The organism is Ruegeria alba (genome assembly GCF_022321465.1).
Lineage (GTDB): Bacteria > Pseudomonadota > Alphaproteobacteria > Rhodobacterales > Rhodobacteraceae > Ruegeria_B > Ruegeria_B alba.
The window spans coordinates 321269-333476 of record NZ_JAKOEM010000001.1 but is presented as its reverse complement, the minus strand read 5'-3'; the positions used below and the strand labels follow the sequence as shown (position 1 = coordinate 333476).

At 64.6% G+C, this 12208-nt stretch carries 9 protein-coding genes; 1 reads left to right on the top strand and 8 read right to left on the bottom strand.

All coding sequences use genetic code 11. The features are described from left to right. Nucleotides 1–25: 25 nt before the first annotated feature. The 4 genes from MB818_RS01615 to MB818_RS01600 form a co-directional block, all read right to left on the bottom strand. Nucleotides 26–907, bottom strand: a complete 882-nt coding sequence (locus MB818_RS01615; protein ID WP_238903656.1) for a fructose bisphosphate aldolase — start codon at nt 905–907, stop codon at nt 26–28. A 68-nt stretch (nt 908–975) separates the two neighbouring features. Next, a complete protein-coding gene (locus tag MB818_RS01610) occupies nt 976–2328 on the bottom strand; it encodes a cytochrome P450 (protein ID WP_234136594.1) in 1353 nt (450 codons plus the stop codon). Continuing rightward, a complete protein-coding gene (locus tag MB818_RS01605; protein ID WP_238903654.1) occupies nt 2325–3557 on the bottom strand; it encodes a hypothetical protein in 1233 nt (410 codons plus the stop codon). Before MB818_RS01605 ends, MB818_RS01610 begins: the two co-directional genes overlap by 4 nt. Before the next feature lie 152 nt (nt 3558–3709). Beyond that, nucleotides 3710–4462, bottom strand: coding sequence for a cytochrome c biogenesis CcdA family protein (locus tag MB818_RS01600; RefSeq protein WP_234136592.1), 753 nt, complete (start codon nt 4460–4462; stop codon nt 3710–3712). Between the two features lie 125 nt (nt 4463–4587). On the opposite strand from MB818_RS01600, the gene MB818_RS01595 reads away from it, so the two are divergent. Next, entirely contained in the window at nt 4588–4821 is a 234-nt protein-coding gene (locus MB818_RS01595) for a sulfurtransferase TusA family protein (RefSeq protein WP_234166672.1), read from the top strand. A 34-nt stretch (nt 4822–4855) separates the two neighbouring features. Here the strand turns inward: MB818_RS01595 and MB818_RS01590 are convergent, their stop codons facing one another. The 4 genes from MB818_RS01590 to purQ form a co-directional block, all read right to left on the bottom strand. After that, nucleotides 4856–7807, bottom strand: a complete 2952-nt coding sequence (locus tag MB818_RS01590) for an Rne/Rng family ribonuclease (RefSeq protein WP_238903652.1) — start codon at nt 7805–7807, stop codon at nt 4856–4858. Between the two features lie 573 nt (nt 7808–8380). Beyond that, a complete protein-coding gene (locus MB818_RS01585; RefSeq protein WP_234136589.1) occupies nt 8381–9715 on the bottom strand; it encodes a sigma-54-dependent transcriptional regulator in 1335 nt (444 codons plus the stop codon). 14 nt (nt 9716–9729) lie between these two features. Then, on the bottom strand, nt 9730–11499 hold the full coding sequence (locus tag MB818_RS01580; RefSeq protein ID WP_234162479.1) for a sensor histidine kinase: 1770 nt from the start codon (nt 11497–11499) through the stop codon (nt 9730–9732). Nucleotides 11500–11535: 36 nt separating this feature from the next. After that, complete coding sequence (gene purQ, locus MB818_RS01575; RefSeq protein ID WP_234162478.1) at nt 11536–12204, bottom strand: phosphoribosylformylglycinamidine synthase subunit PurQ; 669 nt, start codon at nt 12202–12204, stop codon at nt 11536–11538. Between the last annotated feature and the right edge of the window lie 4 nt (nt 12205–12208).

Sequence of the window (12208 nt, the reverse complement as noted above, 5' to 3'; positions counted from 1 at the left end):
GCCCGGTCTCTAAACAGCGCCGGATTTACAGCGAAGCGCGATAGATCTTGTCGATATTGCCGCCCAGGGCCGCGTTGAACTCGGCATCCGACTGCTGTTTCGACAGGCCTTCGGTCAGCGCGCGCGAGAAGGAGGCGATCATCTTGCCGTTCCGGCTCAGCAGGTCGCAGGCCTGATCGGTGGAATAGCCACCCGACAGCGCCACCACCCGCACCACGCGGGGGTGATCGGCCAACGCGTCATACAGGTTGGCCGTGCTGGGAATGGTCAGTTTCAGCATCACGTCCTGCCCCTCATCCAGGGTGTCGAGATGTTTCAGGATTTCCTCCTTCAGCATCTCTTCGGCTTGCGCCTTGGTGGTCGAGTGGATGTTCACCTCGGGCTCGACAATCGGCACCATTCCGGCGGCGATGACTTCGCGTGCCACGTCGAACTGCTGTGCCACCACCGCGGCGATGCCTTCGGCATTGGCCTCGTGAATGACCGAGCGTTCCTTGGTGCCGAATACGCCTGTCGCCCTGGCCAGGGTCGCGGCCAGACCCGGGATCGGCTTCATCATCTGCACGCCATTTGCCTCGTCTTCGAGACCCTTGTCGATCTTGAGGAAGGGCACGACACCTTTGACGTTCCACAGGTAATCGGCCACGCCGCGGCCCTCGATGCTCTCGCCCAGGGTGCGTTCGAACAGGATCGCGCCGATCACCTTCTTGCTGGTGAAATCGTCGGCCAGGATGATCCGGGCGCGCATGCGCTGGATCTCGGCGAACATCTCTTCCTCGGAGCCGTATTGCGCCGCGTCCACACCATAAAGCGCCAGCGCCTTGGGGGTCGAGCCGCCGCTCTGATCCAGGGCCGCAATAAAGCCCGCGCCATTTGCCATCTGTTCGCGCATTTGTGCCTTGGACATAAGTCTTTCCCGTCTAAATGATTCCGCTTGGCACCGCATACAGTATGGCAAACGCGGATGGTAGGATGTTAGCGCTCAACCACGCGCAGCCAGATGCCATCTGCCGCCCGGACGGTCAAATGCGCCACCGGAACCGGGTCGCGCCCCGCAACCCGCTCGAACCGGAACCGGCTGAGCAGCATCGACAGGATCAGCGGCCCCTCGACCATGGCAAACCCGGCCCCGGTGCAAACACGCGACCCGGCCGAAAACGGCATATAGGCAGTGCGCTGGCAGGTCTTGCCATTCTCGGTCTGCCAGCGAGTGGGGTCGAAGTCATCCGGCCGCTCCCACAGGCGCTCATGCCGGTGCAGGTGCCAGGGGCTGAGAACGATCTGCGCGCCCTTCGGTACATCCCGGTCGCGAAAGTGTTCGGGGCAGGTCGTCTCGCGCACCATCATCGGCACCGGGGGATACAGGCGCAGCGCCTCGCGGAACACATCGCGGCTGAGGCGCAGTTTCGACATCACGCTGAAATCCGGGGCACCGTCCAGCGCCCGCGCCTCCTCGGCCAGCTTGTCCTGCCAATCGGGGTAAAGCGCCATCAGGTACAGCGTCCAGGCGAGCGCCGAGGCGCTGGTTTCGTGCCCGGCCAGGAAAAAGATCGCCACCTGATCGACCATCTCGTCAGTGTCGAACCGGTCGCCCGTCTGCGGATCGGTGGTGGTCATGATCTTGGTGGCCAGGTCGTCGGGCGCGGTGCCGGCGCGGATTTCCTCCATCCGGGTGTCTGTCAGCTGCCGGATCAGCCCCCGGATCACCGCCGCATTGCGCCGCGTCTCGCGCGAATGGAACCGGGGCACCCAGCGCGGCACCGGCACGAATGCCGCAAGGTTCAACAGCGGCTGCGCCCGCTGATAGGCCCTGAACCGGGTGAACACCTGCGCCGCCACCTCATGCTCGATCGGGATCGAGAACAGGGTGCGGAAGATCACATCCGCTGCCGCGTGGCTGGTGACCTCTTCGATCTCGGTCTCCTGCCCGGCCTGTGCCGCCAGCCGGTTCACCGCCGCCTCGGACGCCGCCCACATGGCAGGAAAGGTATCGCGCAGGCGCCCGCCTTCGAAGGCTGGGTCGATGATGCGCCGCTGGCGTTTCCAGGTCGCGCCATTGGTCAGAAAGACCGAATTGCCCAACAGCGGCCGCAACCCCTCGCTGATGCGGTTCGACTTGGGGAAATCGTCGGGCCGTCCCTTCAGCACCGTGTCCACCAGGTCAGGCTGGTTCACCAGATACGAGCGAAAGAAGGGCGTGCGGAACTCGGCCATCCAGGCGCGGTACAGCCGCGCGGGCTGCGCCGACAACAGATCCTGGCGGAACAGCTTGAGATAGCGCCAGAGCGAGACCTTGTCCGGGCGCGCGGGGGGTTTGGGCGGGATCATGCGGCGCCCATGTCGGTATATTTGCTTACCGCCCGGTCGATCCGCGATTTCGACGGCGCCCGGTCGCGATAGCGCGCGGCCAGCGTCTGCGGCCCGGCAGTGATGCGGAAATAGTCGTAATCCCCCACCCGGTCAAAGGCGCAGAGATACTGAAAATGCAGACGGAAAAAGCGCCAGCGCAACTCGGCCCAGCGGGCCGCGCTCAGCGTCTGGGTAAAGGCCGCCGACAGCACCAGCGGCCAGCGCTTACCCGTCGCCGGGGCAACGCCGCTGACCGACACCGGATCGCACAGCGCAAAGGCACAGCCATCGCCCGGGGCCGAGACATCGACCCAGGCCAGCTCGTCCCGTGTGCAGAGAAAGTGCAGATCGGCGCGCAGCCGCTGCGCCTCGGGCAGGAACGACACCATCGGCACCACCTGCCCCAGGGTCAGAAACCCCAGCGCCGGACCGTCCGCGGGCACCCTGCCCGCGCGGATCAGATCGGCCAGCACCGATACGCCCACATGCGCGCCCGAGGAATGACCCACCACCAGCACCTCGTCAGCCTCCCCCGACAGGGCCTCGGCGATACGGTCGGCGAATTCACCGATCCGCGCCTCCAGCTCGGGCGGATTGGCGCCGCGCCAGCGCGCCGAATAGGCATAATCATGCATCAGGTAATAGGCAAAGAAGGTGCCATCCTTGGCGCGGAACCACCGCAGCAGATAGACCGCCGCGCCCGCGCCCGCTGCCATCCCGGCCAGCGCGACAAGCGGCCATCCGGTCAACCCGCCCAGCCGCCAACCCAGCCAGACCAGCAAGAGCGCCGCCAACAGCTGCGCCAACAGCATCCCCACCGGGTAAAGCGCGGCGATCACCGGCCCTTTCCTGAGCCGCATCAGCCGCCACAGCACACCCGAGGCGATATAGGTCCAGGCGGTGCGCGCCAGCTGCGCATAGGTGGCCGGGATCGTGTTCGACATGCTGCCGCGCACGATATCGGACCAGACCAGCACCTCCACATCCGCCGCGACCGCCTCCCCCTCCTGTTCGGAACTGACATGCCAGCCATAAGGGCCCTTGGTGGTCTTGGGCTTCAGCGTGACGGAATAGCCCGAGATCCGCGCCTGCTCGGCGCTTTCCTTGCGATAGAGCTCGCGATACCGGCGGGGATGAATCGGGTCGTAACCGGGGATATAGAACACCCGGCGTCGGCGCACCTGACCTGCGGATGGAACACTGCTCATGGCTCGACCTCTTTGACCCGAGCCTAGCCGATCACTGGGGCAAGATTAAGCCCAAGCAATGGCACCGCCTGCTTCTTTCTGGTTCGAAATACTCTCGGGGGGCGGCGGGCCAAGGGCCCGGCGGCGGGGGGCAGACAGCCCCCCGGCCCCGCTCAGCCCAGCACCGCCAGCGCCGGAAAGGTTTCCAGCAGCCACCAGCTGAACTGGGTGAAGAGGCCCGTGACCAGCATGATTCCGACAAACAGCAACAGCCCGCCCATCACCTTTTCGATCAGCCCCATATGCGGCTTGATCCGGTTCATCACCGCCATCGAGCGGCTGAGGAACATCGCCGCCAGCAGAAACGGCACCCCCAGCCCCGCCGCGTAGACACCCAGCAACAGCGTGCCGCGCGCCACCGAGGCCTCGGACGCCGCCAGCGACAGGATTGCACCCAGCTGCGGCCCGATACAGGGGGTCCAGCCAAAGGCAAAGGCCAGACCCAGCACATAGGCGCCAAAAACCGAACCGCCTGCATCGCCGGTCTGCATCCGCGCCTCGCGATCCAGCAGCGGAATGCGAAAGACACTCAGAAAGTGCAGGCCAAAGACGATGACCACCACGCCCGAGACCTTGGCGAAGAGTTCCTGATTCGACAGGACAAAGGCGCCAAAGGCCGAGGCGGTGAAGCCCAACAGCAGAAAGACGGTCGACAGGCCAAGCACAAAGAACAGTGCCGCCAGCGTCGCCTTGCGCCGGGCGGCGGCCTGGTCCTGGATCTCGCCCAGGCTGACCCCGCTCATATAGGCCAGATAGGGCGGCACGATGGGCAGCACACAGGGGCTGAGAAAACTGACGATCCCGCCAAGGAGCGCCACGAACATGGCGGGTAAAAGCCCCGCGTCGATGATCTCGATTCCAAACATGACCTGCACATAGGTGATCGCTGCGGCCGCGTCACGGGGCCATGCGGTCACATCCTCGTGGCCGTGTTGTAGCAATGTCGCGCCGGGCGCTGGACAGGCGCGCGGCCCGGGCGTATCTGCGAGGCATGACCGACGATTTCGAGACCCTCGACGCGCTGGGGCTGCTCTGCCCCCTGCCCGTGCTCAAGGCCCGCAAGCGGCTGAAATCCATGGCGCCCGGGGCGGTGCTGCGGCTGTTGGCCGACGATCCGGCGGCGGTGGTGGATGTGCCCCATTTCTGCGCCGAGGCCGGTCACGCGCTGATCGGCCAGGACGAGGCGCCGGGCCACCAGATTTACCTGATCCGCCGCGCGGAATGAAAAAGGCGGGTCCCTGAGGGGCCCGCCTTTTTGGTTACTGTCCCAGCGACCACCAGCCGCGCCGTTTCGGCTTTGGCGGGCTGTCGGGTTCTGCCTCGGCCTCGGCCACCGCCAGTTCGGGCGCCGCCTCTGCCTGCGCCACTTCCGGTTCGAGCGCCGCTTCCGGATCTGCCGGGGCCGCTACGGTATCCTCGGCAGGCTGCGCGACCGTCTCGGCCACGGCCTCGGGCGCTGCTGCCTCGACGACAGGAGCAGGCTCGGGTTCGGCCACAGGGGCCTCCGCCTCGGATGCGGCTGGCTCGGCTTCGACGCTTTCCGCTGCCGGGGCCTCGGCCTTTTTGCTGCGACTGCGCGGTTTGCGCGGCTTGGGCGTTTTCTTGACCGGCGCCGCCTCAGCCTCGGCATCCGCCTCGGCCGGGGTATCGCCAGCGTCGCTTTCAGCTGCGAGGACATCCGCGCTTGCCACCGCGTCGGTGGGCGCCTCGGCAGCCGCTTCGGCCTTGACCGGTTTCTTGCGCGTGCGCGTGCGCTTTCTCGGGGTCTTGGCCGGAGTCTCAGCCTCAGCCACGGCTTCAACCTCGGCTTCGCCGCCCTCGACCGCTGCAGGTTCCGCCTCGGCCTCGGTCACCGCTGCGGCTTTGGCTGCCTCGGGCGCGGCATCCGCCGCATCCTCGACCGCCTCGTCACCACTGTCGCCATTGTCGCCGTCGGCCGTGCTGTCCTCGCCACTATTGCCGCCGTTCTTGCGCCGACGCCGCCGACGCCGTTTCCGCTTGGGCTTGCCGTCGCCGTCCCCTTCGCCAGCTGTTTCGCTGCGGGGTTCGGTCCGGGCCTCTTCGGCCTCGTCCTCGTCCTCGGCGGCCTCGTCGGCGTCGATCTGGTCCATCAGCCGCGAGTCGACCGAGACCACGGGCGCCTGGGCCTGCGGCACCGCGCGGGTAGCGGTTTTGAACTTCTCAAGGCTGAAATCGGGGCTGACCAGATGCGCGTCGCCCTCGATCCGCACACTCAGACCATAGCGCGCCTCGATCTGCGCGATATGCTCTCGTTTCTGGTTCATCAGATAGTTGGCAATGCCCACCGGGCAGCGCACCAGCACCTCGCGCGAGCGGCGGCGGGTGCCTTCCTCCTCGATCTGGCGCAGGATGCTCAGCGCCATGTTGTCGTCCGAGCGGATCAGGCCAGTGCCGTGGCACGAGGGGCACGGCTGGGTCGTGGCCTCGATCATGCCGGGGCGCAGGCGCTGGCGGCTCATCTCGAGCAGGCCAAAACCCGAGATCCGGCCCACCTGGATGCGGGCACGGTCGGATTTCAGCTTGTCCTTCAGGCGCTTTTCGACGGCGGCGTTGTTCTTGCGCTCGTCCATGTCGATGAAGTCGATCACGATCAGACCGGCCAGGTCGCGCAGGCGCAACTGGCGGGCCACCTCTTCGGCGGCCTCGAGATTGGTCTTGAGCGCGGTTTCCTCGATCGAGCCTTCCTTGGTGGCGCGGCCAGAGTTCACGTCGATCGCCACCAGCGCCTCGGTCACGCCGATCACGATATAGCCGCCGGATTTCAACTGCACTGTCGGGTTGAACATCGAGTTCAGATAGCTTTCCACCTGGAAACGCGCGAACAGCGGCAACTGATCCTCGTACCGCTGCACGTTCTTGGCGTGGCTGGGCATGATCATCTTCATGAAGTCCTTGGCGATGCGGTAGCCGCCTTCGCCCTCGACCAGAACTTCGTCGATATCGCGGTTGTAGAGGTCGCGGATCGAGCGTTTGATCAGGTCGCCTTCTTCATAGATCTTGGCAGGCGCGATGGATTTCAGCGTCAGTTCGCGGATCTGCTCCCACATGCGCTGAAGGTATTCATAGTCGCGCTTGATCTCGGCCTTGGTGCGCTTGGCACCGGCGGTGCGCACGATCAGGCCCGCGCCCTGGGGCACGTCCATCTCGGCGGCGATCTCTTTCAGCTTCTTGCGGTCGACCGCGTTGGTGATCTTGCGGCTGATCCCTCCGCCACGCGCGGTGTTCGGCATCAGGACGCAATAGCGGCCCGCAAGGCTCAGATAGGTGGTAAGCGCCGCGCCCTTGTTGCCGCGCTCTTCCTTGACGACCTGCACCAGCATGACCTGGCGCACCTTGATCACTTCCTGGATCTTGTATTTGCGCGCGCGCGGCTTGCGGACCGGGCGCAGATCCTCGGTATCGTCCTCTTCGGCGATGGATTCGATGCTGTCATCCTTAGAGGCGGCATCGGCCTTGCCACGACGGGGGCGCGGCGTATCCTCGCCATCATCCGCGTCCTCATCCTCGTCATCGGCATCGTCAGCGCGATCCTCGGCATTGTCCTGCGTGGTGTCACCGTCGGCCTTGGCCGTATCGGTGTCATCGGTCGTATCAGCAGCCTCGCCCTCGGCCTGATCCGTGGCCTCATCGGCCCGGTCCTCGGGCTCTTCCACCGGGGTTTCGGCCACGCGTTCCATCGGCGAGCTGCCCTCGATCAGGTCGAGCTCGTCGCGATCATCACCCTCGTCGAGGTCGATCGTCTCCATGCCGCTGATCTCAGTCGCGCTCACGTCCTTGGTTTCGACCGGATCCGAGCTGCGCAGGCTTTCGGCCTTGCTGCGCGACCGGCTGCGGCTGCGCTTGGGCTTCGGGCGCGACTTGCCGCCCTCTTCATCCTCGTCGCGCGCCTTCTGCGCCTCGGCATAGGCGCGCTCTTCCTCCATCAGCGCCTGGCGGTCGGCGACGGGGATCTGGTAGTAATCGGGATGAATTTCCGAAAAGGCGAGGAACCCGTGACGGTTGCCGCCGTAATCGACAAACGCCGCCTGAAGCGAGGGTTCGACCCGCGTGACCTTTGCCAGATAGATATTGCCAGCTAGCTGGCGTTTGTTTTCGGACTCAAAATCGAATTCCTCGACCTTGTTGCCGTCGACCACCACGACGCGGGTTTCTTCCGCGTGGGTGGCATCAATGAGCATCTTCTTTGCCATGTTTCCTTGGTGCACCGCGCAATGCGCGCCCTCCCAGGCGGCAGAACCGTCCTAAGGGGGTTACGATTTGGCGGGTGTCTTGTCAGGGCGATATGAGACGCCGCGCGGCAGAGATCGGCGCTTGGCCCCTCTGCTCGTCCACTCAAAAGTTGCGCGCGCGTCATCGCGGTTCTTCTCCGACAGGTCGGGCGTTTCCCGGGCCTGCCCATTTATTCCTGTCACCCGGCAAGCGGGCGAAGGCATTGTATTGCCCCGGTCAGGGGCCAATCGGTCTGCTTTGTCTCCGGGATCTGTGCCAGCGGGGGCAGAGCAGCGAAACTCTATTGGGTGCGGGAGCAAGGAACCCTTGGGTCCGGCCCGTTCTGTCACAATAAAAGCAGAGCTGTGGAAAAGACAATGGGCAAAGTGCATGTTCACGAGGGTCAAGGGTTCGACAGGCCCGCGAACGCGCCAAAGTCCGTCCGGACGGCGGCGCGGCCAACGCCTTCCGGTCGCAGGCGGTGGCCCAGGTTCGGCCAGCCATGCCTCGGCCGCACCGGTCGCGCTTGCAAGAGCCGGTGCCGCCGGGCTGGATCAGAGGTAATCCGAGCGCTGAAGCCCATATTTCGCCATCTTCTCGTTCAGGGTCCGGCGCGGCAGGCACAGTTCGTCCATCACCGCTGCGATCGAGCCCTTGTGGCGCCGCATCGTGTTGTCGATCAGCATCCGCTCGAACGCCTCGACATATTCCTTGAGCGGCTTGCCCTCGGTGGTCATCACCGGCTGCATGTCCTCGTGATCAGACATCAGGAGAGAGGCGATGGTGCCCGAGCCGCGCCGCGCCTGCAAGACCGCGCGCTCGGCGATGTTGATCAGCTGGCGCACGTTGCCCGGCCAGGGCGCCTGCAACAGCTGCGCGGCCTCTTGCGCGCTGACCTGCGGCGCGTCACAGCCGTATTCCTCGGCGAACTGCTCGCTAAGACGGGTAAAGAGCGTCAGGATATCCTCGCCCCGCTGGCGCAGCGGCGGCATGGTCAGGCGCAGCGCGGCCAGACGATAGAACAGGTCCGGGCGCAACACGTCCTCGCTGGTCTTGCCTGCCTCTTGCAGGTTCGAAATGGCCACGATCCGGGTTTCGGCCGGCGTGCCCTGCTGGTTCATCACCGACAACAGCTTGGCCTGAAGCGCATCGCTGAGCGACTCGATATCCTCCAGCACCAAAGTGCCGCCGCGCGCTTCCTCGACTGCGGGCAATTGCGCATCCTCTGGGATCATCGGACCAAAGAGCCGCTTGGCCAGCGCCTCTTCCTCCAGCGCCGAACACGAGACCAGCACGAATTTCTTGCCCGCCCGGCTGCCCACCGCATGCAGCGCATGCGCCACCAGGGTCTTGCCGGTACCGGTCTCGCCGTCGATCAGCACATGGCCGTCGGCCTGGCCCAGGTCCAGAATGTCCTCGCGCAGCCGCTCCATGACCGGGCTGGTACCGATCAGCTTTTTCATAATCTGGCTGCCATCGCTCAGCTCACGCCGAAGCGCCCGGTTGTCCAGCGTCAGCCGGCGCGCATTGCTGGCGCGCTTGGCCAGATCGGACATCCGGTCGGGGTTGAACGGCTTTTCCAGAAAATCGAAGGCACCGACCCGCATCGCCTCGACCGCCATCGGCACATCGCCGTGACCGGTGATCATGATCACCGGCAGCGAGCTGTCGGCCCCCATCAACTTCTTGAGGAACTGCATGCCGTCCATGCCCGGCATCTTGATATCCGAAATGACGATGCCGGGATAATCCGAGCCCAGAACCTTCAGCGCCTCTTCGGCGCTGGCAAAGGTCTCGGTGTCATAGCCCGACAGGGCCAGCCACTGGCTGATCGACTGGCGCATGTCCTGTTCGTCATCGACAATCGCAATCTTCATCGCCTGTGCCATAGGGTATTCCCTCTTTATTCTGCGGCTTCCAGACCGTCTTCGAGGATCGGTAACTGCATCTCGAAAACGGCACCGCCATGTTGCCCATTGCGCGCCGTCAGGCGCCCTCCAAGGTCGTTGACGATCCCCGAAGAGATTGCAAGACCCAGACCCACCCCGTCGCCGGGCTGTTTGGTGGTGTAGAACGGCTCAAAGATATTATCGAAATCACTGATTCCATGGCCATTGTCGCGCACCGTCAATGTTGCGGTCTCGCCGGCAGCGAGGATGATCTCGACCTCGGGGTCACGTACCGATTTGGTGGCGTCCAGTGCATTGCGCAAGAGGTTGACCATGACCTGTTCGATCCGCATCCGGTCGCCCATCACCAGCACCGGGCGGTCGGGGAGGATCTGTGTTATCTGCACTTGCCGCTGTCGCAGCTGCGGCTCCATCATCGAAAGAGAGGCCGCAAGCGCATCGCCCATGTTTATTGGCGAAAGCGCCTCTTGCCCCTTGCGGGCATAGGATTTCAACTGCCGCGTGATCGCCCCCATCCGCTCGATCAGATCGTCGATGCGGCCAAAGCTCGACAACGCCTCTTCGGACCGGTTGCGGCGCAGCAGCAGGCGGGCACCAGCCAGATAGGTCTTCATCGCCGCCAGCGGCTGGTTCAACTCGTGGCTGACAGCGGCCGACATCTCGCCAAGCGCCGCCAGTTTCGAACTCTGCGCCAAGGTCTGCTCGGCTACTTCCAGCGTTTTTTGCACCCGTTCGCGTTCGGCGATTTCCCGCTGCAGCCGAGCGTTCAGCGCGCGAAGCTCCGCCGACTCGCGCTGAAACAGGGCCATGCGGAACGCCGTGCGCCGACTGAGCGCATAGAAGCTGAGCGCCAGAAGAATCGCGAATCCCATGATTTCCAGCGCCAGAACCCCGTTCACCCGCTCGCGGATCGAGGCATAGGTGGTGAATGAGGTCATCTGCCAACCCCGGAACGGAATGCGGCTGTCCATCCGCATCACCGCCTCGCCCCGCAGATAGGCATCGGCGGGCAGCGCGGTCCAATCGGCGGTTACCCGGATCGCCCGCTCGATCGCGTTCTCGGGTGTTTGGTGGCGCAACGCCTCAGCCTGGTTCATCCCGCGCCAGCGCGGTTCGGTGGCCAAGATGATGGTCCCCGCTGAATTGGTCACGTACACCGCGTCCGAAATTCCTGACCAGGCGCGTTCGAACTTTTGCAGATCGACCTCGACCACGATCACGCCCAGTACACCAGAACTGTCCTCCAGCCTGCGCGAATAGGTAAAGCTGTAGCCGCCAGCCTCGCGCTGGATGGTTGAGAACACGGTGGAATTGGATCGCACCGGATCAACGAAATAGGCGGCCGAGCGGTGCTGTTCGCCCAACCGGTTGCGGTCGGTCGCGGCGACGGTGCGCCCGTCGCGGTCGAGCAACATAAGCGAGGCCGCACCGATCTCTTCGACAAAGGAAATCAGCCGCTGGGTCGATTGTGAGAAATCGCTCGATTGCAACGCCGCGATAAGAGTCGGGTCGCGCGACAACAGCTGCGGTACAATGGCGTTGCGCCTGAGTTCGCTCAGCAGGTTGCCCGAGTAAAGCGCCAGCCGCAACTCGGCCCGATTGCGAGTGCTTTCAGTGAAGCGATCGGTCAGGAGCCTGTTGGTAACCCAGACAGTTGCTGTAGCGATCAACAACAGCGACACCAGCGCCACCCGCACCCGCCAGCTGAGCTGGCCGGAGCGGATCCAGTTCTGCGCCATAGGGTCCTTGCGAGCGGTACTCATGACACCACGCTACGCGCGCAGGGCGCGTTGCTCAAGTCACGCCGGGGTCAGCGCCCCCGCCAATGCGCGGAAGAGCGCCGCCCCGTCAGTACCGCCATGGCCCGCATCGGCGGCCCGTTCGGGATGCGGCATCATCCCCAGCACCCGCCGGTTGGCGCTGAGAATGCCGGCGATATCGTCGCGCGCGCCATTGGGGTTGTCAGTATAGGTAAAGGCGATCCGGTCCTCGGCCTTGAGCGCGGCCAGCGTCTCGTCATCGGCATAATAGTTGCCGTCGTGATGGGCGATCGGAATGCCGATCACGTCACCGGCATTATAGCCCTCGGTAAAGACGCTATTCGAGGTCTCGACCTTCAGCTCAACGGTCTTGCAGATGTATTTCAGACCGGCATTGCGCAGCAGGGCGCCGGGCAGGATGCCGGTTTCGGTCAGCACCTGGAACCCGTTGCACACGCCCAGGGCATAGCCGCCACGCTCGGTATGCTCGACCACTGCCTTGCAGATCGGCGATTGTGCGGCGATGGCACCACAGCGCAGATAGTCGCCATAGCTGAAGCCGCCGGGAATGCCGACAATGTCGATCCCCTTCGGCAGGCTGGCATCCTTGTGCCAGACCATCGAGACATCGAAGCCGGCCTGTTCAAAGGCCACGGCCAGGTCCCGGTCGCAATTCGATCCGGGGAAGACGACAACGGCTGCACGCATGGGC

What these genes read in the sequence shown, in the direction of transcription:
- MB818_RS01590 (WP_238903652.1), bottom strand. Translation starts at nt 7,807, where the DNA reads ATGGCAAAGAAGATGCTCATTGATGCCACCCACGCGGAAGAAACCCGC.
- MB818_RS01600 (WP_234136592.1), bottom strand. Translation starts at nt 4,462, where the DNA reads ATGTTTGGAATCGAGATCATCGACGCGGGGCTTTTACCCGCCATGTTC.
- MB818_RS01615 (WP_238903656.1), bottom strand. Translation starts at nt 907, where the DNA reads ATGTCCAAGGCACAAATGCGCGAACAGATGGCAAATGGCGCGGGCTTT.
- MB818_RS01610 (WP_234136594.1), bottom strand. Translation starts at nt 2,328, where the DNA reads ATGATCCCGCCCAAACCCCCCGCGCGCCCGGACAAGGTCTCGCTCTGG.
- purQ (WP_234162478.1), bottom strand. Translation starts at nt 12,204, where the DNA reads ATGCGTGCAGCCGTTGTCGTCTTCCCCGGATCGAATTGCGACCGGGAC.
- MB818_RS01585 (WP_234136589.1), bottom strand. Translation starts at nt 9,715, where the DNA reads ATGGCACAGGCGATGAAGATTGCGATTGTCGATGACGAACAGGACATG.
- MB818_RS01595 (WP_234166672.1), top strand. Translation starts at nt 4,588, where the DNA reads ATGACCGACGATTTCGAGACCCTCGACGCGCTGGGGCTGCTCTGCCCC.
- MB818_RS01605 (WP_238903654.1), bottom strand. Translation starts at nt 3,557, where the DNA reads ATGAGCAGTGTTCCATCCGCAGGTCAGGTGCGCCGACGCCGGGTGTTC.
- MB818_RS01580 (WP_234162479.1), bottom strand. Translation starts at nt 11,499, where the DNA reads ATGAGTACCGCTCGCAAGGACCCTATGGCGCAGAACTGGATCCGCTCC.